Annotated in this window: 19 protein-coding genes and 2 pseudogenes; 8 read left to right on the top strand and 13 right to left on the bottom strand. The window is 68.4% G+C overall.

Translation table 11 applies throughout. The features are described 5' to 3' along the window. Positions 1 to 7: 7 nt before the first annotated feature. Positions 8 to 1390, bottom strand: coding sequence for an FAD-binding oxidoreductase (locus GJV80_RS11815; RefSeq protein WP_154688064.1), 1383 nt, complete (start codon positions 1388 to 1390; stop codon positions 8 to 10). Positions 1391 to 1413: 23 nt separating this feature from the next. Here GJV80_RS11815 and GJV80_RS25060 point away from each other — a divergent pair. The 4 genes and pseudogenes from GJV80_RS25060 to GJV80_RS11805 all read left to right on the top strand — a co-directional run. Continuing rightward, a pseudogene (locus tag GJV80_RS25060) lies at positions 1414 to 2136 on the top strand (ATP-binding cassette domain-containing protein); the annotation flags it as partial. Positions 2137 to 2275: 139 nt separating this feature from the next. Beyond that, positions 2276 to 2668, top strand: a pseudogene (locus tag GJV80_RS25055) (ATP-binding cassette domain-containing protein); the annotation flags it as partial. A 9-nt stretch (positions 2669 to 2677) separates the two neighbouring features. Further along, positions 2678 to 3199, top strand: a complete 522-nt coding sequence (locus GJV80_RS25050; protein ID WP_370518854.1) for a hypothetical protein — start codon at positions 2678 to 2680, stop codon at positions 3197 to 3199. Between the two features lie 43 nt (positions 3200 to 3242). Continuing rightward, the gene (locus tag GJV80_RS11805; RefSeq protein ID WP_154688063.1) at positions 3243 to 4589 is read left to right on the top strand and encodes a hypothetical protein; all 1347 of its coding nucleotides are present in this window, start codon (positions 3243 to 3245) and stop codon (positions 4587 to 4589) included. Positions 4590 to 5838: 1249 nt separating this feature from the next. Here the strand turns inward: GJV80_RS11805 and GJV80_RS11800 are convergent. The 3 genes from GJV80_RS11800 to GJV80_RS11790 are packed head-to-tail and all read right to left on the bottom strand — an operon-like array spanning position 5839 to position 8419. Continuing rightward, positions 5839 to 6576 (bottom strand): DUF4191 domain-containing protein, encoded by a 738-nt coding sequence (locus GJV80_RS11800; protein WP_154688062.1) that lies wholly within the window; start codon positions 6574 to 6576, stop codon positions 5839 to 5841. Beyond that, positions 6569 to 7507 (bottom strand): lipoyl synthase, encoded by a 939-nt coding sequence (gene lipA / locus GJV80_RS11795; RefSeq protein WP_154688061.1) that lies wholly within the window; start codon positions 7505 to 7507, stop codon positions 6569 to 6571. Before lipA ends, GJV80_RS11800 begins: the two co-directional genes overlap by 8 nt. Before the next feature lie 24 nt (positions 7508 to 7531). Then, positions 7532 to 8419 carry a sigma-70 family RNA polymerase sigma factor gene (locus tag GJV80_RS11790; RefSeq protein WP_154688060.1) on the bottom strand — a complete coding sequence of 296 codons (888 nt, stop codon included), beginning with the start codon at positions 8417 to 8419 and terminating at the stop codon, positions 7532 to 7534. Between the two features lie 132 nt (positions 8420 to 8551). On the opposite strand from GJV80_RS11790, the gene GJV80_RS11785 reads away from it, so the two are divergent. Next, the gene (locus tag GJV80_RS11785) at positions 8552 to 9001 is read left to right on the top strand and encodes a carboxymuconolactone decarboxylase family protein (RefSeq protein ID WP_154688059.1); all 450 of its coding nucleotides are present in this window, start codon (positions 8552 to 8554) and stop codon (positions 8999 to 9001) included. On the opposite strand, the gene GJV80_RS11780 is transcribed toward GJV80_RS11785, so the two are convergent. The 7 genes from GJV80_RS11780 to GJV80_RS11750 all read right to left on the bottom strand — a co-directional run bounded on the left by GJV80_RS11780 (position 9002) and on the right by GJV80_RS11750 (position 17136). Beyond that, a complete protein-coding gene (locus GJV80_RS11780; protein WP_230207602.1) occupies positions 9002 to 10006 on the bottom strand; it encodes an SGNH/GDSL hydrolase family protein in 1005 nt (334 codons plus the stop codon). Between the two features lie 71 nt (positions 10007 to 10077). Next, positions 10078 to 11049, bottom strand: a complete 972-nt coding sequence (locus GJV80_RS11775) for an ABC transporter permease subunit (protein ID WP_154688058.1) — start codon at positions 11047 to 11049, stop codon at positions 10078 to 10080. After that, entirely contained in the window at positions 11046 to 12104 is a 1059-nt protein-coding gene (locus GJV80_RS11770) for an ABC transporter ATP-binding protein (RefSeq protein WP_154688057.1), read from the bottom strand. Before GJV80_RS11770 ends, GJV80_RS11775 begins: the two co-directional genes overlap by 4 nt. A 3-nt stretch (positions 12105 to 12107) precedes the next feature. Next, the gene (lipB, locus tag GJV80_RS11765) at positions 12108 to 12863 is read right to left on the bottom strand and encodes a lipoyl(octanoyl) transferase LipB (RefSeq protein WP_154688056.1); all 756 of its coding nucleotides are present in this window, start codon (positions 12861 to 12863) and stop codon (positions 12108 to 12110) included. A gap of 9 nt (positions 12864 to 12872) precedes the next feature. Continuing rightward, the gene (locus tag GJV80_RS11760; protein WP_154688055.1) at positions 12873 to 13793 is read right to left on the bottom strand and encodes a TIGR01777 family oxidoreductase; all 921 of its coding nucleotides are present in this window, start codon (positions 13791 to 13793) and stop codon (positions 12873 to 12875) included. A 17-nt stretch (positions 13794 to 13810) separates the two neighbouring features. Then, positions 13811 to 15685: a 2-oxoglutarate dehydrogenase, E2 component, dihydrolipoamide succinyltransferase gene (gene sucB / locus GJV80_RS11755; RefSeq protein ID WP_154688054.1), complete on the bottom strand. Its 1875-nt coding sequence runs from the start codon at positions 15683 to 15685 to the stop codon at positions 13811 to 13813. 83 nt (positions 15686 to 15768) lie between these two features. Continuing rightward, positions 15769 to 17136, bottom strand: coding sequence for a dihydrolipoyl dehydrogenase (locus tag GJV80_RS11750; protein ID WP_154688053.1), 1368 nt, complete (start codon positions 17134 to 17136; stop codon positions 15769 to 15771). Between the two features lie 74 nt (positions 17137 to 17210). On the opposite strand from GJV80_RS11750, the gene GJV80_RS11745 reads away from it, so the two are divergent. After that, a complete protein-coding gene (locus tag GJV80_RS11745) occupies positions 17211 to 17567 on the top strand; it encodes a hypothetical protein (RefSeq protein ID WP_230207601.1) in 357 nt (118 codons plus the stop codon). Between the two features lie 18 nt (positions 17568 to 17585). Here GJV80_RS11745 and GJV80_RS11740 read toward each other — a convergent pair whose 3' ends face one another. Then, positions 17586 to 19097: a leucyl aminopeptidase gene (locus GJV80_RS11740; RefSeq protein ID WP_230207600.1), complete on the bottom strand. Its 1512-nt coding sequence runs from the start codon at positions 19095 to 19097 to the stop codon at positions 17586 to 17588. Between the two features lie 51 nt (positions 19098 to 19148). Between GJV80_RS11740 and gcvT the strand changes: the two genes are divergently transcribed. Further along, positions 19149 to 20279 (top strand): glycine cleavage system aminomethyltransferase GcvT, encoded by a 1131-nt coding sequence (gene gcvT, locus GJV80_RS11735; protein ID WP_230207599.1) that lies wholly within the window; start codon positions 19149 to 19151, stop codon positions 20277 to 20279. Between the two features lie 35 nt (positions 20280 to 20314). Here gcvT and GJV80_RS11730 read toward each other — a convergent pair whose 3' ends face one another. Continuing rightward, positions 20315 to 20797 carry an NUDIX domain-containing protein gene (locus GJV80_RS11730; RefSeq protein ID WP_154688052.1) on the bottom strand — a complete coding sequence of 161 codons (483 nt, stop codon included), beginning with the start codon at positions 20795 to 20797 and terminating at the stop codon, positions 20315 to 20317. Between the two features lie 40 nt (positions 20798 to 20837). Here GJV80_RS11730 and GJV80_RS11725 point away from each other — a divergent pair, with 40 nt between their 5' ends. Beyond that, entirely contained in the window at positions 20838 to 22301 is a 1464-nt protein-coding gene (locus tag GJV80_RS11725) for an MFS transporter (protein ID WP_154688051.1), read from the top strand. Positions 22302 to 22386: the final 85 nt, after the last annotated feature.

Raw genomic sequence — 22386 nt, 5'->3', positions numbered from 1 at the left:
CTCCGTTCTACAGAACCGCGCCCGGATTCATGATGCCGTGCGGGTCGATCGCGTTCTTGATCTTGTGACTGAGCGCCATCACGTCCGGGCCGAGCTGATCGGGCAGCGCCGACTTCTTCAGCCGACCGACGCCGTGTTCGCCGGTGATCGTCCCGCCGAGGCGGATCGCCAGGGCGATCACCTCGTCGAACGCCTGCTGCGCAGCGTCCCGGGCTCCCGGCACGGTGGGGTCGTAGATGATGTTGGGATGGGTGTTGCCGTCGCCGGCGTGGGCGACCACCGGGATCGTGGTGCCGGTCCGCTCGGCGATTGCGGCGATCCCGGTGACCAGGTCCGGCAACAACGGGATGGCGACCCCGACGTCCTCCAACATCAGCGAGCCGGCCCGCTCCATCGCCGGGAAGCTCGCCCGGCGGGCCGCGACGAACATCTCGCCCTCTTCCGGATCGTCGGTGACGAAGCACTCGATGGCGCCGAGGTCGGCACAGACCTTCTCCATGATCGAGATCTCGAACGACCGCGCCGGGCCGGGCGCGTCGGACTGGGCGATCAACATCGCCCCGGCCTGCCGGTCGAGGCCGGCATGCAGGTAGTCCTCGACCAGGTTGATCGAGGGGCCATCCATGAACTCCAGCATCGACGGGCGGATCGTCGAGCACATCCCGACGACGGCCCGGGCCGCTGCCTCGACGTCGGAGAAGGTCGCGACCATCGTGGCCCGATCGGCCTGTCCGGGCACCAGTTTGAGGATGCCACGGGTGATCACGCCGAGCGTGCCTTCGCTGCCGACGAACAGCTTCATCAGTGAGAGACCCGCCACGTCCTTGACCCGGACGCCACCCATCTTGATCAAGGTGCCGTCCGGGATCACCACGTCGAGGCCGAGAACGTAGTCGGTGGTGACGCCGTACTTCACACAGCACAGGCCACCGGCGTTGGTCGCCAGGTTGCCGCCGATCGAACAGATCTCGAACGACGACGGGTCCGGCGGGTACCACAGGCCGTGTTCGGCGGCCGCGGCCTTGACCTCGGCATTGAGCGCGCCGGGTTCGACGATGGCCACCCGGGCGCCCGGGTCGATGGTGATCGCGCGCATCCGTTCAGTGCTGATCACCAGCGCCTGCTCGACGGCCGTCGATCCACCGGACAGGCCGCTGCCGGCACCACGCGGCACAATGCCCACCCGATGGGTGTCCGCCCAGCGGACCGCGGCCTGGACCTGTTCGGCGTTCTCGGCCCGGACCACCGCCAGCGGCATCCCGGCGCGATCGTCCCGCGCCCAGTCGTACCGATAGCGCTCCATCACGGCCGGGTCGGTGGTCACAATGTCACCACCGAGCTCGGCGACCAGGCCCTGGATCGGTTGCCTGTCCGTGGCGGCGTTGCTCATGGGCGTCAAACTACGCTAGCCCGGTGGTTCATCTGCTGGGCACCCAGGCCGTTTCGCTGGACTTCCCGACCCGGACTGTGTTCGGGGCGCTGACCGTCGGAGTCAACTCCGGCGACCGGATCGGCGTTGTCGGGCGCAACGGTGACGGCAAGTCCAGCCTGCTCCGGCTGCTCGCCGGGCGGCTGCGACCGGACGGTGGTCAGGTGATCCCGCGGCGCGACCTGCGGATCGCCATGCTCGACCAGGCCGACGTCCTGGACTCGGCCGGGACCATCCGGCAGATCGTGGTCGGCGACAGGCCGGACCACGAGTGGGCATCCGATGCCCGGATCCGCGACGTCATCGGCGGGCTGCTCTCCGACCTGGACTTCGACGCCGTCGTCGGCACGCTGAGCGGCGGCCAACGCCGCCGGGTGGCCCTGGCAGCGCTGCTGACCGGCGACTACGACGTGCTGTTGCTGGACGAGCCGACCAATCATCTCGACATCGAGGGCATCGGCTGGCTCGCCGACCATCTCACCCGGCGGTGGCGGCCGAGCGACGGCGGGCTGGTCGTCGTCACCCACGACCGCTGGTTCCTCGACGCCGTCTGCACGCTGACCTGGGAGGTCCACGACGGGACCGTCGACGCGTTCGACGGCGGCTACGCCGCCTATGTGTTGCAGCGGGTCGAACGCGACCGGTTGGCCGCCCAGGCCGAGAACAAGCGACAGAACCTGATGCGCAAGGAGCTGGCCTGGCTGCGCCGTGGTGCCCCGGCGCGTACCGCGAAACCCCGATTCCGGATCGAGGCAGCCAACCAGCTGATCGCCGACGAGCCGCCGGTCCGCGACACCGTAGGACTGCAGCAACTGGCCACCGCCCGGCTCGGCAAGGACGTGATCGATGTGCTCGACGTGTCGGTCTCCTACGACGACCGGCCGGTGCTCGCCGAAGTCGAGTGGCGGATCGGGCCCGGGGAACGGAGCGGGATCCTCCGGACCCAACGGCGCCGGGAAGACCACCCTGCTGAAACTGATCACCGGTGCCCTGCAGCCCGACAGCGGCCGGGTCAAGCGCGGCAAGACGGTCAAGGTCGCGGTACTGAGCCAGCAGCTCAGCGAACTCGCCCCCGTCGATCACCTCCGGGTGAGGGAACTGCTGGCGACCAAGCGGACCGAGTACGTCGCCGGTGGCAGGGAGTTGACACCGGCGCAGCTGCTGGAGCAGCTGGGCTTCCCCAACGCCCTGCTGTCCACGCCGATCAAGGATCTGTCCGGCGGTCAACGACGGCGGTTGCAGTTGCTGATGATCCTGCTCGATGAGCCCAATGTGCTGGTGCTCGACGAGCCGACCAACGACCTGGACACCGACATGTTGGCCGCGATGGAGGACCTGCTCGATTCCTGGCCGGGAACGCTGCTGGTGGCGACCCATGATCGTTATCTGCTCGAGCGGGTCACCGACCAGCAGTACGCGATCATCGACCGACGTCTCCGGCACCTGCCCGGCGGGGTCGACCAGTACCTGGATCTGGTTGCCGGGCGGTCCGAGCGACCGGCACCGGCCCCGTCGGAGCAGGCGGCCCTGGCCGCGGGCGCCCCGACCTCGGCTGCCAAGACCCGGGCCATCGGCAAGGAGATCGCCGCTGTGGAACGCCGGATGTCCCGGTTGCACGACGAGATCAGCCGGTTGGAGAAGGAAATGGCCGGCAGCCATTCCGACTACGTCCGGTTGGCCGCCCAGGGTGAGCAACTCAACGGGCTGCGTTCCCAGGTCGCCGAGCTGGAGGACCGCTGGCTCGAGCTGTCGGAGCTGAACACCGGGTAAAATGAGCCGGCCGCAGCATCAGACCCCTGAGGAGCTCACTCTCGTGACCGCCGTACCGCAAGCAGAGACCCGGTCGCAACCCGTCGAGCCCCTGCCGGAGGGGAGTCGTCTGCTGCACATCGGCATCCCCAAGACCGGCACCACAACGCTGCAGCGGAGCGCGGCGTACCGGCGCCGGGAGCTGCTGGAGCACGGCGTCTGCTATCCGGGGAAGTCGCTCAACCACCGCGAGGCCGTCTCGGCGCTGATGGACCGGACACTTGGTTGGAAGAACAGCGAGTCCGCGCCTGGCTACGGGATCTGGCGGCGGATCGAGAACGAGGTCAAGACCAGCCCTGCGCCGCGGTCACTGATCAGCCACGAGTTCGCCTGCGAATCCACCGACGAGCAGGCGGGCCGCTTCGTCGAGGCGCTCGGCCAGCAGGTTCATGTGGTCATCACTGTGCGCGGTTTCGCCGACCTGCTCGGGTCGAGCTGGCAGCAGTACGTCAAGGCGGGCTACCTCAAGCCGTACCGGACCTGGCTCCGGCAGATCCTCGGTGACCCGGCCAAGCTGAAGACGACCCCCACCTTCTACAAGCGCAACGACCAGGCCGCGATCGTCGACCGCTGGATCCGGGTCGCCGGAGTGGAGAACGTCACGGTGGTCATCGCCGACAAGCGCCGGCCGGACCAGCTGATCAACGCCTTCGAGGATCTGCTGGGTGTCCCGACCGGACTGCTCAGCGCGCTCCCCGCCGGTGGCTTCGCCGCCAACCGCAGCCTGTCCATGCCGGAGGCCGAACTCGTCCGCCGGATCAACAAGATCTTCCGCGACCAGGACATGACCTGGGATCGCTACGTTGACTTGATGCGGAACGGGCTGATCGCCAGACTGCAGGAGAACCGACGCCCGGGGCCGGACGAGCCGGTGCTCACCCTGCCCGAGTGGGCGGCCAAGAAGGCGCTGGTCCGGGCCGGGCAGTACGCCGACGCCATCGCAGCGTCCGGGTGCCGGGTGATCGGTGACCTGGACACCCTGACCCTGCCGGTCCGTACGGTCCCACGACTGCCCGACATCACCTCCGTACCGGTAGACGCCGCGCATGAGGCGATCGCCGGCCTGTTGTCCGCCGAGGACGGACGGGGGGCGTTCTTCGACGAGCCGCCGGAGGGCGTCCAGCGTGCGAGCAGCTACCCGGCCTATCTGCAGAAGCTGTATCCGTCGGAGAACGGCCTGGAGTTGGCCAACGCCATTCGGGCCACCAGGCATCTGGACGACCGGACGATCGCCGCTGTCGCTGCCTATCGCGGGATCACGACCGCCGATCAGAAGACCAAACCGCTCCGCAAGAAGGCCCGGAGACTGGTGCGCAACGTCGGACGGTCCGTACGGTCCCGGTTGCGGTGACTCCGCCAGGCCCCGTCCCGGCACTCCCGGGCGGCACCCGACTGCTGCACATCGGGCTGCCCAAGACCGGAACGACGACCCTGCAGCGGGGTGCGGCGGTCAATCGTCAGCGGCTGCTGGCACAGGGCGTCTGCTATCCAGGCGACGCCTTCAACCACCGTGACGCGGCTGCCGCCCTGATGCAGCGCCCGCTGGGATGGCGCGGTCGTGGCGCGATCACCCACGATCGCCGGGTCTGGGACCGGCTGGTCAGCGAGGCCAGGACGAGCCCCGCGCAGCGGGTCTTCATCAGCAGCGAGTTCATCTGCGAATCCGACGACCGCCAGGCGCGCCGGTTCTGCGCCGAACTCGGGGACGGACTGCACATCGCGATCACTGTGCGCGGTTTCGCCGACCTGCTGCCGACCAACTGGCAACAGGCGATCAAGGCCGGTCACACCGGCGGCTTCGAGCAGTGGCTGGACGCCGTGCTCCGGCGGGGGCAGGGACCGACCGTGCCGACCTTCTACCGCCGCAACGATCAGGCGGCGATCGTCGGTCGCTGGACCGATCTGGTCGGGCCGGACAAGGTCACGGTGGTGATCCCCGACAAACGGCACCCGGACCTGTTGATCACCACCTTCGAGCAATTGCTCGGGTTACGGCCAGGGACGCTGGCCACCCGACCGGTGGGCGGATATGCCGCCAACCGTGGACTGTCCCTTGCCGAGGCGGAGCTGGTCCGGCGGGTCAACCTGACGATGCGGGAGCAGCGCTACGACTGGCGCCGCTACACGTCGCTGATCCGGCACGGACTGATCGCCCGGGTGCAGGAGAACCGGCGCCCGTCGCCGGGTGAACCCGACCTGCGTGTGCCGGGCTGGGCGGCGCGGATCGCGCTGCAGACGGCCCGGGAGCATGCCGAGGCGATCCGGGCGTCGGGATGTCGAGTGATCGGTGACCCGGCGGTTCTGACCGCGCCGTTGCCGACGGTGGACCAGGTCGACCAGCCGAACGACCTGCCGCTGGACGCGGTCGTGGAGGGGGTCGCCGGGGTATTGTCGGCGGCCGACGGGCTCGGTCCGTTCTTCGACCGTTCAGCGGACGGTCTGGAGCGGCGGAAGGTGTCGGATCCCTTGCTGGACAGGGATTCTCGACGCCGACGAGACCCGTCGGGTGCTCAACGCCCACCGGTCGACCCAGCATCTGCGGATCGGCGCGCTCGGCGTGGCCGCCGGCGCCAAGATCATCAGTCAGGCAGTACGCAGACTCACCGGCCGCGCATAGCCTGTTTGGCGCCGCGGACCTGTCGCGGGTTGGTCGGCATCGGGCCCTTGGGTACCGGGATCTGCGGCCGGACCTTGTCCAGCGCGTTGAGCCGGGACTTGATCTCGGTCACCTGGTTGGGTTCCAGCACCTTGGGCAGCTTGCGGATGTGGTCGGCCAGCTTCTCCAGCGGGACCTGGTTCTTGCCGTTGCCCATCATGATCGTGGTGACCTTGACGCCGTACGCGACCTTCTCGTGCTTGCGGACCTCGCTGGTCAGCAGCGCCCTCAGCCGACCGGGCTCGCCCTCGCCGATCAGCACCAGGCCGCCCGGGCCGAGGGTGCGGTGCACCGCATCCAGCTGCCGGTTGGCGGCGATCGCCGGGGTGGAGATCCACTTCTTGGGCAGCATGGCCAGGGCGACCTCGGCCGATCCGGCCTGTCCGGCGTACCGCTTGTAGGTCGCGGCCTTGGTGCGTTGCACCAGCAACAGCATGGCCAGCAGTAGGCCGACCATGATGCCGAGGATGATCAACGAGATCATCGCCCCGAAGACCATTCCGGCGATGACCGCGAGGATGATCGGGACGACGAAAGCGCCGGCCAGCAGGAACGGCAGCGGCTTGTCGTACTCGTGGGTGCGCTGATAGGCGACGATGATCTGCCGGAACCGGCCCAGCTGGGACGGGTCGGTGCCACCCCTGTCGGGCTTGTCGCTCTGCGGCTTCTCGGTCTTAGCCATGGTCTACTTTCATCCTCTTGCTGACCGCCTCACGATAGAGCCTTCCGGCCCGGTACGACGAACGCACCAGGGGGCCGCTCATCACGCCGGCGTAGCCGATCTCCGCGGCCTCCGCGCCGAGCTCGGTGAACTCGTCGGGCGTCACCCACCGGTCGATGGGGTGATGCAGTGCGGACGGCCGCAGATACTGGGTGATGGTGAGGATCTCGGCGCCGGCGTCGTGCAACTCGCGCATCGCCGCGGAGACCTCCTCCCGGGTCTCGCCCATGCCGAGGATCAGGTTGGTCTTGGTGACCAGCCCTGCCTCCCGCGACCAGCGCAACACCTCGAGCGAGCGCTCGTAACGGAAGCCCGGACGGATCCGTTTGAAGATCCGAGGAACGGTCTCGACGTTGTGGGCGAAGACCTCGGGCCGGGTCGCGAAGACCTGTTCCAGGTAGTCGCGGTTGCCGCTGAAATCGGGTGCCAGCATCTCCACGCCGACACCGGGGTTGAGTTGGTGGATCCGGCGAATGGTCTCGGCGTAGAGCCAGGTGCCCTCGTCGGGCAGGTCGTCGCGGCAAACGCCCGTCACGGTCGCGTACCGCAGCCCCATCTTCTGCACGGACTCGGCGACCCGCAGCGGCTCGCCGGCGTCGAATTCGGCAGGTTTCCCGGTGGCGATCTGGCAGAAGTCGCAGCGTCGGGTGCACTGCTCGCCGCCGATCAGGAAGGTTGCCTCGCGGTCCTCCCAGCATTCGAAGATGTTCGGGCAGCCGGCCTCCTGGCAGACCGTGTGCAGCTGCTCGTCCCTGACCAACTGCTTCAGCTCCCGGTATTCGGGGCCCATCTTGGCGGTGGTCTTGATCCAGGACGGTTTCTTCTCGATCGGCGTCGCGGAGTTGCGGACCTCCAGTCGCAGCAGCTTGCGTCCTTCCGGTGCGATCGTCACCCGCCCAACCCTACTCGGCACTGCTCACAGCTCGATGGTCAGCTCGGCCAGCTCCTCCGGGCGGCCGAGCACCTCGATGCCGGTGATCCGCAGTGACCCGTCGTGCCGGCCGAGCCGGATCGCGTAGACCGTACGTACCGTGCCGCCGGGTGCCCAGACCGCCGCCGGCACGCCATTGACCAGGGCCACCTGCGCCGCGGCGGCCCGGCCGGCGAAGACCCGGGCAACGGCATCGGCCCCGTGCAGCTGCTCTGCGTCCAGCAGCGGCGCCCCGGCGGGGGCGTTGGACTTGATCGCCTGTACCAGCAGCGGATCGGCACGCAGCTCCACCTCGGGATCCAGCAGCTGCAACAGGCCGCCGAAGTCGCCTTCCCGTGCTGCTTTCAGGAAGGCGCCGACGACCTCACGCTGGCGGTCCCGTTCGTCGGTGGGCCGGACTCCCTGGACCCGGCGGCGAGCCCGGGACGCCAGTTGTCGGGCGGCTGCAGGACTGCGGTCGACGATCGGGGCGATCTCGGTGAAGGGCAGCCCGAACAGGTCATGGAGGACGAACGCCAGCCGTTCGGCCGGCGCCAGGGTGTCGAGGACGACAAGCAACGCCGCGCCGACGGCGTCGGCCTCGATCGTCAGATCCTCCGGGGTGGTCCCCTCGCCAGGATCCTCGGGCACTTCCTCGACCGGATCCTCCGGCCGGGATCCGCGGGAGCGGAGTTGGTCAAGACAGACCCGGGACAGCACGACGGTCAGCCAGCCGGCGAGGTTGTCCACGGCGCCGGCGTCGGTGCGCTGCAGTCGCAGCCAGGTCTCCTGGACGGCGTCCTCGGCGTCGTTGTGCGAGCCGAGCATGCGGAAGGCGATCGATCGCAGCCGAGTGCGGTGTTGTTCGAACTGTTCGGCCAACTGCGGAGTCATCAGGCACCTTCCGGGAGAAATTCGGTCACATCGTCACATCGTCAGGTCGGCATCCGTCATCAGGGGTGACGCAGAAACATCCACCGATGTGACGACAGGGCCGAACGGTCCTGCGGAAGGAGTACCGAGAACATGACCGCACGGTTGCAGAGCAAGTCCACCCCCGCCGAGCTGATGAAGGCGCTGACCACCCTGGGCACCGCTCCGCAGCGCTACGGCCTGCCGCCCCGGATCGCCGAGCTGGTCCACCTGCGGGTCAGCCAGATCAACGGCTGCGCCTGGTGCCTGGACTACGGCGTGAAGAATCTTGAGGAGGCCAAGATCAGCACGACCGAATTCGCCCAACTGCCGGGCTGGCGTGAGGCGACCACCTTCTCCGAACCGGAACGGGTCGCTCTTGATCTTGCCGAACGCATGACCCGGATGGCCGACACCAGTGACCCGGTGCCCGACGATGTCTGGAATGCGGCCGCCGAGGAATTCAGCGAGCAGGAGCTGTCCCTGCTGATCACCTGGATCGCCACCACCAACCTCTACAACCGGATCAACGTGACGATCCGCCGGGAGCCCGGGACCTGGTGATCAACCCGCCCGACGGTCCAGCCGGTGCAACGCCGTGAGGGCCGAACGAACCGTGGCCGGGTCGTCGGCACGCAGCATCCGCACCAGCGTGCGGATCCGCCCGGGCGGGATGCCGTGCCGACGGGCCTTGGCCAGGTTGGCCGGTGAGTCGAGCCGCATCATCAACACGTTGTCCGCCTGATCCCGCACGGACGGAGCGGGCCTCGGCCGAGCCGTCCGGACCTGGCTGCCTGCCGGGTACGGGCGGCCGGTCAGCGCCGGCCCGAAGAGCCCGGCGTAGCCGATGTTGCCGTCACGGTTGGGATGATAGGACTCGGTCACCGGATTGCTCAGGCCGTTGATCCATTCGGCGTCGTCGCAGATCGCATGGCCGGTGAAGCCCGGCCTGGCCTCGACGAACCGGAAGTCGTAGGTCGCCGCCTCAGCGCCGATCAGGTCGTCCAGGATTCCGGTCGCGGCGTTGATCTGCGCCTCGTCCTGCGGGCTGAAGAAGGTTGCGGCATTGCAGTCCTCGCCCTGGAAGAGCAGCGGATAGTCGCCGACCGCGACCGTGGCCTGCGGTGCGGCGGCCCGGATCGCTGTGAAGAGGTCGTTGTACCGGCCGGGCAACTCGTCCTCGACCACGGCCAGGCCGCGATCCACCTGTCCTGTGCAGTCACTCAGCCAGAACGGCAGCGCGCAGGTGGTGAGCACATCGGTGAATCCGGCGTCGTTGCCGCCGATGGTGATCGAGACCGCTGCCGTGGTGCCGTCCAGCGCTGCGAGCTGATCCGCCCGGACATCGCCGGTGGTGGCACCGGTGCAGGCCTGGTAGTCCAACGTCAGGTCGTACTGGTCGGCGACCAGCGCCGGATAGCCGTACGGCGACCGGTAGCAGTCGTCCTGCCGGTCCCGTGTCCCGACGCCGGCGGAGTAGGAGTCGCCGAGTGCGACGTAGACCGACGAGGCGGTTGCCGGAGCATTCGCGGCGCGTGGTGGCCCATCGGTCAGCACTCCGGCCAGCACTCCGGCCAGTACTCCGATGAGGGGGGAGGACCACGGCCGCGAGGGTTGCCTTGCGGAGAGTCATGGGCACGTCAGGTCACGTCCCGACGACGGAAGACCAGCAGGGAGACCGCGACCGCGATGGCGAAGACGACGATCAGATAGGTCAGGCCGTGGCCGAATCCCAGCTCGCGTTCGATCGAGGTGTAGTTGATGCCGTCGGGGGTCAGGTGTCGGACCTGGTCCTGGTAGCGGATGCCATGGTCGACAACGGCGCGCGCGTTGTACTCGGGCAGCCAGGGCTTGATCCTCTGCACCGGGTCGAAGGCGCTCATCACGATGTTGAGGACGAAGTCGAACACCAGATAGCCGACCACCGCGCCCAGCGCGGCGATGGTGTGCCGGGAGATCAGCGCCAGGGCGAAGCCGACGGTTGCGCAGACGACAACGACGATCAGGCCGCGTGCGCCGGCGGCCGCGGTATCGGTGAGTTGGAGGACCCGGCCGTCGTTGATCTTGACCAGCAGCGCGGTACAGGCCAGGGTGAGCCCGGCTGCGACCGCCCCGGCGGCGGCCGAGACCAGGATCAGCACACCCAGCTTCGAGGTGTAGACGCGGACCCGGTCGGGGATGAAGCTGAGCCAGTTGGCGATCGCACCGGAGCCGTATTCGGCGCCGATCAGGGAGGCGCCGACCACGAGGAAGGTCAGCGCGCTGAAGATCACCGTGATCGTCACCCCGGCCCCGGCCATATCGGCGAAGGTCGCCGCCCGCGGGCGGTAATCCTCCCAGGAGGGCGCGGGGTAGTCGCAGAGGTCCGCCGGCTGGCCGGGATTGGCCTCCTGGCACTGCTTGACGTCGGAGTCATGGTTCTGGTCGTAGTCGTGTCGGGCCTGTTGGAACTGCTGCCGGGCGGCTGCGATCTCCTGCTGACTCGGCTGTTTCACACTGAAGCCGGCGATCACCTGGAACCCGGCGAGCGCCACCAGCAGCACGATCATCCAGACCAGGACCACCCGGCGGCTGCGCAACCGGTCGAGTTCGGCCAGGGCGAGATTGATCATGCTCGGTCCTCGCTGGTTGCGTGCCGGGCGGCGGGCTGCCCGTCGGCGGAATGATCGTCGGCGGAATGATGGTCGGCGGAATGATGGTCGGCGGCAGGATGGTTCGGCGATGCGCCGAGGTGATCATCTGCGGTGAGTTCGAGGAACACAGATTCCAGGTCTGCCCGGATCGGAGTCAACTCTCTGACGTACAGCCCCTGCCGGGCGAGGATCTCGGTGATCGTGCTCGGATCCACGGGCCGGGACCGGCGAACAGCGGTGACCGTGAGCACTCCATCGCCGGAGGCCGTCACCTGCAGGCCGGCGCCGGTCAACAACCCTGCGGCACGATCCGGGTCGGCGATGCCGACGCGCACCGCCTGCTCGCCGCCGGAGGCGAGGATCTCCGATACCGGACCCTCGGCGATCAGCCGGCCGCGGCCGATGATCGACACCGTGTCGGCGATCTGGGCCACCTCGCTGAGGATGTGGCTGGACACCAGGACGGTCTTGCCCCGGTCGGCCAGACCGCGCATGGTGCGGCGGATCTCGTGGATGCCCGCTGGGTCCAGCCCGTTGGTCGGCTCGTCGAAGATCAACAGATCGGGATCCTTCAGCAGGGTCGCGGCAATTGCCAGCCGCTGCTTCATGCCCAGCGAGTACGCGCGGAAACGATCATTCCCTCGGTCGCCCAGTCCGACCTCGTCCAGCACCTCGTCCACTCGCGTCCGTCGGGTGTCGATCGCCCGGGCCAGCAGTTCGAGATTCCGGCGCCCGGTGAAGGCGGGGAAGAAGCGCGGCTGTTCGACGATGGCGCCGACTCGGCTGATCACCCGGTCCAGGCGGTGGGGCACAGGTTCGCCGAACACCCGCATCGATCCGGAATCGGCGGTGATCAATCCGAGCAGCATCCGAATGGTCGTCGTCTTGCCCGATCCGTTCGGCCCCAGGAACCCGTGTACGCCGCCGCGGGGAACGCTGAGATCCAGTCCGGCGACCGCGGGACGCCGGCCCCGCCTGCTGCGATAGGCCTTGCGAAGTCCGCGGACCTCGACCGCCAGGGACGGCGTGGACACTCGTCAGCCGAGCAGTGCAGAGCCGGCGAGCGCCGGGCGCGGGATGTCGGCACTCCTCGCGTACGGCTGCCAGGACAGCAGGTCGGCGAGCCGGATCCGCAGGGCAGCAGCCACCTCCGTCAGCGGCACGGTACGCCCGGTCTCCCGCTGCAACGTTGCCACGCCGGCGTCGGAGATCCCGCAGGGCACGATCTTGTCGAACCCGGAGAGGCTGTTGCTGATGTTCATGGCAACTCCGTGCATCGTCACCCCGGAGGCCACCCGGATCCCGATGGCGGCGATCTTGCGCTCCGGGCGGAAGGTGTCAACACCATGATCATCTCCGCCATGATCATCTCCGCCATGATCATCTGCCGGTAGCCAGACACCGGACCGGCCGTCGATCCGCCCGGTACCGGGCAGACCAAGATCATCGAAGGTGCGGATCATCGCCTCCTCCAACCGGCGGACATAGTCGACCACCTTGACCGCATCGGGCAGCGCAACAATCGGGTAGGCGACCAACTGTCCGCGACCGTGCCAGGTGATGTGCCCACCCCGGTCGACATCGACCACCGGTGTTCCGTCGGCGGGACGTTCGTGCGGTTCGGTCCGCTTTCCTGCGGTGTAGACATCGTCGTGTTCGAGCAGCAACACGGTGTCCGGCCGATCACCATCAACCACCTCGGCGTGGATCCTGCGCTGCAACGCCCACGCCTGGAGGTAGTCGACACGCCGTTCACCGGGATCGAGATCAAGGAAATCGAGTGCACCGCTCATGGGGTGAGCTTAATCGCGGCGCAGAGCGAGTCGGAGCGTGGCGGCGATATCCGGACCGTCGAAGGTGAACCCTTGGGCCTGCAAGGCGTGCGGGACGACGTACTGATCGGCGACCAGCTGTTCGGCGAGTTCCCCCAGGGCGGTTCGCAGGATGACTCCGGGAGCGGCCAGCCTGGCCCTGCTGTGCAACGCCTGGGCGAGAGCAGCGGTGAATTCGGCGTTCGTCGGCGGCTTGGGAATCGTCAGGTTGTACGGGCCGGCCGGGGCGGTTCCGGACATCAGGAACGACACCGCACGCAGCCAGTCGTGCAGGCTGATCACCGGCATCCGCTGCCTGCCGCTGCCGAGCCGACCGCCCAGTCCCGAGCCGAACACCGGCTTGATCAACTTCAGCACGCTGCCGCTGCGGTCAAGGACCAGGCCGTTGCGCAGGAAACACACCCGGACACCGGCATCGACTGCCTGCTGCGCGGCGCCCTCCCAGTCATGAGCCAGCCGACCGAGAAAATCGTCGCCGGCCGGGTCGGACTCGTCGTACGGCTCGGCCCGCAGCCGTTCGACCGGGTCGGTGCCGTACCATCCGCAGGCGCTGGCCTGGAGCCACAGCGGTTTGCGGGCGGAATCGGCGTACTGCTCGACGATGGTTTCGGCGAGCAGCAGCGTCGACTCGGTGCGCGCCGTGCGCAGCAACTCCCGGCGGCCGGTGGTCCAGGGGCGGGTGAAGACCGGCGGCCCGGCCAGATTGACGATCACGTCGATGTCGTCCAGGGCCCGGGCGTTGATCCGTCCGGTCTCGGGTTCCCAGTGGAACTCCGAGGATGAGATCGCCCCGCTGCGGATCAGACGCCGGACCTCGTGACCCTCCTGGGCCAGCCGCACCCGGAGGGCGGTGCCGAGGAAGCCGGAGGATCCGGCGATCAGGATCCGCATCGTGGCCGGCCCTGGTCTCAGACGCCGAACTCGGACCCGAAGTCGCCTTCCTCCAACCGCTCCTTGAGGGTCATCAGGAAGCGAGCGGCATCGGCGCCGTCGACGAGCCGGTGGTCATAGGACAGCGACAGGTACATCATGTCGCGGATCGCGATCGTCTCGCCGAGCACCTTGTCGGTGATCACCACCGGGCGCTTCACCAGGGCACCGGTGCCGAGGATCGCCACCTGCGGCTGGTTGACGATCGGTGTATCGATCAGCGCGCCGCGGCTGCCGGTGTTGGTGACTGTGAAGGTGCCGCCGGAGATGTCGTCGGGCGACAGCTTGTTGGTGCGGGTGCGATTGGCAAGATCGGCGATCTTCTTGGCGAGTCCGGCGATGCTCAGGTCACCGGCGTTCTTGATCACCGGGACGACCAGGCCCTTGTCCGTGTCGACGGCGATCGAGACGTTCTCGGCGGCCGGGTAGTGGATCTCCTCGGCCTCGGTGTCGATGGTCGCGTTCAGCTTCGGATGCACCTTGAGCGCATCGACGGTCGCCTTGATCAGGAACGGCAGGTACGACAGCTTCACACCCTCGCGACGGAGGAAGTCGTCCTTGACCCTGGCCCGCAGCCGCGAGATCACGGTGAGGTCGACCTCGACGACGGTGGTCAGCTGCGCAGAGGTCTGCAGCGACTCCACCATGCGGCTGGCGATGATCTTCCGCAGCCGGGACATCTTTTCGGTGGTACCGCGCAGCGAGCTCGGCTCGACCGAGGAGCCGGCGGCGGCCGGTGCAGGAGCGGCCGCGGGCTGCTCAGCGGGTGCGGCGGCGGCGGCCTTGGCGGCCTCGGCCGCGGCGAGCACGTCCTGCTTGCGGATGCGTCCTCCGACGCCGGTGCCCTTCAGCGACGCCAGGTCCACGCTGTGCTCGGCCGCCAGCTTGCGTACCAGTGGCGTGACGTAGTTCGGGCCCTCGCCGTCGGAGGCAGCCGCCGGCGCCGGCTGGGAAGGGGCCGGCTGGGAAGCGGCCGGCCGGGAAGGGGCCGGCTGGGCGGCCGGGGCGGGCTGGGGAGCAGGGGCGGATGCGGGCTCCGCGGGCTGTGGGGCCGATGCCTGCGGAGCCGGCTCCTGAGCCTGTGGTGCTTCGGCCTGTGCAGCCTCGGCCTGCGGCTGCGGAGCCTGCTGGGCCGGAGCCGAGGCGGCGTCGGCATCACCGATCACCGCGAGAACTGCGCCGACCTGGACGGTCTCGTCCTCACCGGCACGGATCTCCAACAGCGTCCCGGCGGCCGGCGAGGGGATCTCGGTGTCGACCTTGTCGGTGGAGATCTCCAGCAGCGGCTCGTCGGCCTTGACCTGCTCGCCGACCTGCTTGAGCCAGCGGCTGATCGTGCCCTCGGTGACGCTCTCGCCCAGTTCCGGCAGGGTCACCTCGGTGCCCGATGCGCTGGACGAACCCTGGGTGGCCTCGGCCGACGGCGCCGGAGTCTCGGCCTGCGGCGATTCGGCGACTGGTGCCTGCTCCTGGGTCGCGGACGGCTCGGCCGGAGCCGGTTCTGCGGCTGGTGCCTGCTGCTCAGATTCCGGTTGCTGCGCCGGCTCGGATGATGATTCCGACGATGATTCGGAGGGCGCCTGGGACGGGGCGCCGTCGCCGCCGTCGGCTTCGGAGGCGTCGCCGATCAGGGCCAGGACGGCGCCCACCTCGACGGTGTCGTCCTCGTTCGCGCGGATCTCCAGCAGGGTGCCGGCCGACGGGGACGGGATCTCGGTGTCGACCTTGTCGGTGGAGATCTCCAGCAGCGGCTCATCCGTCGCGACGGTGTCGCCGACCTGCTTGAGCCAGCGGCTGACCGTGCCCTCGGTGACGCTCTCGCCCAGTTCCGGAAGGGTGACCTCGACTGCCATGTTCTGCTTCGACTCCTCTATTGGCCTGGCCAGCTCTCGTGCGCCCGGCGTGTCAGCGCCGTCGTCGGTCAGCCTATCTTCCGTCAGGAATGGACATGTAGCGGCTTCCCGGCGAGGGCGAGGTGCGCTTCGCCGAGCGCCTCACTCTGCGTCGGATGGGCGTGGATCAGTTCGGCGACCTCCTCGGGGAAGGCCTCCCAGTTGGTGATCAACTGCGCCTCGCCGACGAGCTCTCCGACCCTGGATCCGATCATATGGATGCCGACCACCGGGCCGTTCCGGCGGCGTACCACCCGGACCATTCCGCGGGTGCCGAGGATCTGCGACCTGCCGTTGCCCGCCAGGTCGTAGCTGAACGTCTCGATCTCGCCGTACCGCGCCCGGGCAGCCTCCTCGCCAAGCCCTACCGACGCGATCTCGGGGTCGCTGTAGGTCACCCGGGGGATCGATTCATCGCTGACCAGGGTGGGCGGTCGCGTGCCGTCGCGCAACGCGGCGATCTCCTCGGCGACGAAGATGCCGTGCGCGAAACTGCGATGGGCCAACTGAAGCCCGGGGACCAGATCTCCGACGGCGTACACGCCCTCGGAATCGGTGCGCAGCCGGTCGTCGGTTCGCACGGTCAGGTTCGGGGCCCGGCCGACGGCGACCAGCAAGATGTCGGCGGTGACGGACTTGCCGGAGTCGACCGTCAGGGTGACCGAATCCTCGCCGACCGCCACCTCGGTCATCGGCTGGCCGGTCCAGACACCGATCTTGCGCCGGGCGAAGGCGCGCTCGAGTGCGGTCGAGATCGCGGGTTCCTCGTTCGGTACGAGGCGGGGCAGGGCCTCGACGATGGTCACGTCGACGCCGAAGGAGCGCCAGGCCGAGGCGAACTCGACGCCGATCACACCGCCGCCGAGGACGATCGCGGAGCGGGGCAGTTCGGTCATTTCGAGCGCGTGATCACTGGTGATCATGCGGCGGCCGTCGATCTGCAGGCCGGGCAGCGATTTGGCGGAGGACCCCGTCGCCAGCACGACGTACGGCGCTTGGAGGGTCCGGTCGCCGACCCGTACCCCCCTGCCGGCCGACCCACTCCGCGCCGACCCAGCCGGATCCAGCATTTCGCCACGACCACCGACGACCTCGATGTTCCGGGAGCTGATCAAACCGGTCAGCCCCTTGTGCAACCGGCCGACGACGGATTCGGCGTAGTGGCGCACGCCGACCAGGTCGACCCCCTCCAGGGTGGCGCGCACCCCGTAGCGAGCGCTGTCCCGGGTGCCGTCCACGAGTTCCGCGGCGTGCAGGACGGCCTTTGTCGGGATGCAGCCCCGGTGCAGACAGGTGCCGCCGACGAGATCCTCCTCGACCAGCACGGGTCGGAGCCCCAGCTCGGCGGCGCGCAGCGCGCAGGCGTACCCGGCGCTGCCGGCACCCAGGATCACCAGGTCGTGTTCACTCATGCCGCCCATCCAAGCAGGCCGCGAACCAACCGAACCGGACCAAGCCGTTTCGCCAGGTCGCCATACTGGGTGCCATGGGATGGCTCCGGGACCGTACGGCACGTCTGCGCCGTGCCCCCAGACCCGGCCGTCCGGTGCCGATCGATCATCAGACGGTGACCCATCTGACCGAATTCGTGCAGACTCGGCGCGGGGTGGAGGCGTACATCGAGATGCCGACCACCCTCACCCAGACCACGGTGCTGCTGGTCGCCTACGACGGCGAGTGGACCAGGCGGAGGGTGCCGTCGCCGGAGTGGGCGCGCTCGTTCGCCAAGCACATGGAGATCCCGGGCTACGACGCGGCGGTCGTCGGCTATCCGCAGCGGATGCGGGACTACAACCACCGGCAGAAGCTGCAGGCCCGTCGCAAGCTCGCCGACGAGACGTAGCCGCTCGGCCGCCTCTTCTCAACCGGCCAGTGACTCGGCCAGTGCGACCAGCGTGCGGACCGCCATCCCGGTCCCTCCGGAGGACACGTAGCTGTAGGCGCTGTTGCTGTTGAACGCCGGCCCGGCGACGTCGAGATGGGCCCACGGCACGTCGCCGACGAACTCACGCAGGAATGCGGCCGCGGTCATCGCGCCGCCTCCGCCCCCGGTCTTGCCCGACCTCAGATCGGCCACCTCGGATTCCAGGAAACCGCGTGATTCCTCGACGATAGGCAACTGCCAGAACCGCTCACCGGCGGCGGCCGCCGCCGCCAGCACCTTGCCGGCGACCTCCTCGGAGTTGCTGAACACCGCACCGGTCCGCTCGCCCAGCGCGACGACAGCGGCGCCGGTGAGGGTGGCCACATCGATGATCAGGTCCGGTCTGTCCTCGGCGCTGGCCCTGGCCAGGGCATCGGCCATCACGATCCTGCCCTCGGCGTCGCTGTTGATGTTCTCCACCGTCTTGCCGCCGTAGGTGGTCAGCACGTCCGACGGACGCCAGGCCGAGCCGCTCGGCATGTTCTCGGCCAGTGCTCCGTAGGTGGTGACCTTGATCTTGAAACCAAGATCGGCGATCGCCCGGGTGGCGGCGAAGACCGCACCGGCACCGGACATGTCGCTCTTCATCGTGTACATGCCCTGCTGCGTCTTGAGGTCCAGCCCACCGGAGTCGAAGGTGATGCCCTTGCCGACCAGGGCGAGATGGAAGGCCGCGCCACGCGGGGCATAGCTCAACCGGACCAGCCGCGGTGCCTTCGCCGATCCGCCGCCGACGGCGAGAATGCCGCCGTAGCCGCCCTTGGTCAGGCCCGCTGCGTCCAGCACCTCGACCGAGATCTTCCGGCCCGCGGCGCCGGCGTAGCCGCGGACGTCGTCGGCGAAGCTTTCCGGGAAGAGCAGATTGGCCGGCTGGTTGACCCAGTCCCGGTTCGCCACCACAGCGGCCGCCACCACTTCCGCGGTCTCGACCGCAGCGAGCTGCTGTTTGCCGGTCGACCGGGAGATGACCGTGATGGCGCTGATCTTGGGCTCGGCGGGTTCGCCGGTGGTCACCGCCCGGAAGCTGTACGTCCCCAGCAGCGCCCCCTCGGTGACGGCCCGCACGGCGGTCGGCTCGGAGCGGCCGAAACCGACCGCGATCGAGGCACCGGTGAGATCCATCGCGCTCGCCGCCCGGGCGCCGGCGCCGGCCGCCGCGCGCAGTTCCTCGTCAGTGACCTGGTCGACCGGCTTGTCGCCCAGCCCGACCAGAACGACGGTCGTCTTGGCGGCGGGCGGAAGCACGGTGGTCGCCAGCGCCTTGCCGGATGCGCCGATCGACCTGGCCAGGTCGTCGGGGCGGGAGCCGAAGGTCTTCTTGTAACTGTTGACCACCTGGTCCGGTAACCCGGCCACGCCGTCCTCGGCGGTGAACCCGGCGATCAGGACCGCGGTCGAACGTGGGACGGAGCGGGCGATGGTCGCCTGGGGGAGTCGGGGCGCTGGCACGACGTCAGGTTACGCCAGCCGGCCCGGACGGGTGAGATAGGTTCGCGTTCCATGACGGGTTCCATGCCGGAGGGGCAGAAGAGCGATCTGAAGTTGTCGCCGCTGAACGATCGGCACGTTGCGCTGGGTGCCAAATTCGCCGAATTCGGCGGCTGGTCGATGCCGCTGGAGTACGCCGGCGGCGGCGTGGTCGCCGAGCACACAGCGGTCCGGACCGGCGTCGGCATCTTCGACGTCAGCCATCTGGGCAAGGCGACCGTCGCCGGTCCGGGGGCGGCCGAGTTCGTCAACCGCTGCCTGACCAACGACCTGGCGAAGATCGGTCCCGGCAAGGCGCAGTACACCCTGCTCTGCACCGAATCCGGCGGTGTCGTCGACGACCTCATCGCCTACCTGAAGAGTGCTGAGGAGGTCTTCCTGATCCCCAACGCCGCGAACACCGCACGGGTGGTGGACCTGCTGGCGGAGGCCGCGCCATCCGGCATCACGGTCAGCAACCAGCACGACGATTTCGCCGTCCTGGCGATCCAGGGCAGGAACTCCGACGAGGTGCTGCAGGCCGCCGGTATGCCGGTCGGTCACGGATACATGTCCTTCGAGGAGGCTCGGTTCGAAGGGACCGGGTTGACGGTCTGCCGGACCGGCTACACCGGCGAACGGGGCTATGAAGTGGTCGCACCGCGGGAGGTCGCCGGCCGGGTCTGGGACGCGATCATCGAGGCCGGTCGGCCGTACGCCATCCAGCCTGCCGGCCTGGGCGCCCGGGACACACTGCGTACCGAGATGGGCTATCCGTTGCACGGACAGGACATCACTGCCGACATCACCCCGGTCCAGGCCCGGCTCGGCTGGGCCGTCGGCTGGCAGAAGGAGTCCTTCTTCGGTTCGGAGGCATTGAAGGCCGAACGCGCCGCCGGCCCGCGCCGTACCCTGCGCGGTCTGAAGGCCGTCGGCCGGGGCATCCCGCGACCGCACATGCAGGTTGTGGACAGCAACGGCACGGTGCTCGGCGAGGTCACCTCGGGCACCTTCTCACCGACGCTGAGGACCGGGATCGCTCTGGCGCTGGTCGATCCGAAACTCAAGATCAATGACTCGGTGATGATCGACATCCGGGGGCGGGCCAGTGAGTTCATGATCACCAAACCGCCCTTCGTCGAACCCGGCGTCAAGGAAGGGTGATCACCAGCAGAAGTCGATCCTCGCGTCGAAGTTGATCACACTGCGAAGTACGGCGGTGCCTCGACCGGCAGCGCAAAGCTGATCGTCTCGCGGTCCTTCTCGTACAGGCCGTCCGGCAGCTGATCGATTGCGAACCAGCCGACGTCGGTCGACTCGTCATCGGCGACATGGGCTTCTCCGGAGAGATAGTGACCGCGGAACGTCGCGCTGAGGAACTGCACCTGATCACCGTTGGGGTAGGTCGCCGTCGGCAGGGTGACCAGACTGACCAGGCGATCGATGGCGATCTCGACGCCGGTCTCCTCCAGCACCTCGCGGACCAGGGCCGGCGCCGGTTGCTCGTCGGGCTCCATGATCCCGGCCGGCAGATGCCACTGCCCGTTGTCCGCGCGCTTGGCCAGCAGCACCCGGGACGGCTGGTGCGCATCGTCGAAGACCACCGAGCGGACGCCCGGCAACAGCAGCGTCGTGGTTCCGATGTGCTCGCGAAGATCAATGATGAACTGGGGGGTCGGCACGGTAGGTGAGCCTAACCCGCTGTTGGGTATCTGTCGGGGCATGACAGGCAGCACCTACCGGACGATCAGCACCAATATCCCGGCACGTCTGGACAGGCTGCCGTGGTCCCGCTTCCACCGGCGGGTGCTGATCGGCCTGGGTACCGTCTGGATCCTCGACGGTCTCGAGGTCACCATGGTCGGTTCGGTGGCGGCGCGGCTGACCGAGAAGGACAGCGGCCTCGGGCTGAGTGCCGGCCAGATCGGCATCGCCGCTGCCGCGTACATCGTCGGTGCCTGTGTCGGAGCCCTGTTCTTCGGCCAGTTGACCGACCGGTTCGGCCGGAAGAAGCTGTTCTTGATCACGCTCGGCGTCTACATTCTGGCGACGGTCGCGACGGCCTTCGCCTTCGCCCCGTGGTACTTCTACCTGGCACGGTTCTTCACCGGATCGGGCATCGGCGGGGAGTACGCAGCGATCAATTCCGCGATCGACGAACTGATCCCGGCCAGGCTGCGCGGCCGGATCGATCTGCTCATCAACGGCACCTACTGGTTCGGTGCCGCCGCCGGTTCGGCGCTGGTCATCCTGCTGCTCTCCGCGGTGTTCCCGACCGATATCGGCTGGCGGCTGGCCTTCGGCATCGGCGCCGTTCTCGGGCTGGTGATCCTGGTGGTTCGCCGACACGTTCCGGAGAGCCCGCGCTGGCTGTTCATCCACGGCCGCGAGGAGGAGGCGGAACGCATCGTCACCGACATCGAATCGGAGGTGTCGCAGGAGACCGGGCGCGAACTCGACGAGCCGGGAGAGACCCTGGAGATCCGGCAGCGACGCAGCATCCCATTCCGAGAGATCGCCCGTACGGCGCTCAGCCTGTATCCCCGCCGGGCGGTCCTCGGTCTTGCGCTGTTCATCGGGCAGGCCTTCATCTACAACGGGATCACCTTCAATCTCGGCACCCTGTTCAGCAGCTTCTTCGGCACCTCCTCGGGCACCGTCCCCTTGTTCCTGGTGATCTATGCGGTCGGCAACTTCCTGGGTCCGGTCCTGCTCGGCCGACTGTTCGACACCATCGGCCGCAAGCCCATGATCACGATCGCCTACCTGGGATCGGCGGTGCTCACCCTGCCGTTGACCTGGATCTTCTTCAAGCAATGGGGCGGAGAGGCCGCCTTCATCGTTGCTGTCTCGTTGACCTTCTTCCTGGCGTCCTCGGGTGCCAGCGCGGCCTACCTGACGGTCAGCGAGATCTTCCCGATGGAGACCCGGGCACTGGCGATCGCCTTCTTCTATGCGGTCGGTACCGGTCTGGGCGGCATCATCGGGCCGCTGATGTTCGGGTCGCTGATCGGCACTGGCGAGCGTGGCCCGGTCGCGATCGGCTTCCTGATCTCGGCCGGCGTGATGGCCCTGGGCGGGATCGCCGAACTGCTCTTCGGCGTCAAGGCGGAACAGGAGTCGCTGGAGGACATCGCCCAGCCGTTGAGTGTCGAGGCCACCGGCAGCGGGGGATCGGGCGACTGAACCGCTCCCCTCGCAATTGTGAGCAGTGCTCTTGTTTTCCGGTCTCCGGTGTGCCATGCTCATTTCTGAGAGCGATGCTCTCTGA

The sequence above is a fragment of the Microlunatus sp. Gsoil 973 genome (assembly GCF_009707365.1).
Lineage (GTDB): Bacteria > Actinomycetota > Actinomycetes > Propionibacteriales > Propionibacteriaceae > Microlunatus.
The sequence above is the reverse complement of the archived record's forward strand: the minus strand, read 5'-3'. Positions and strand labels throughout refer to the sequence as shown.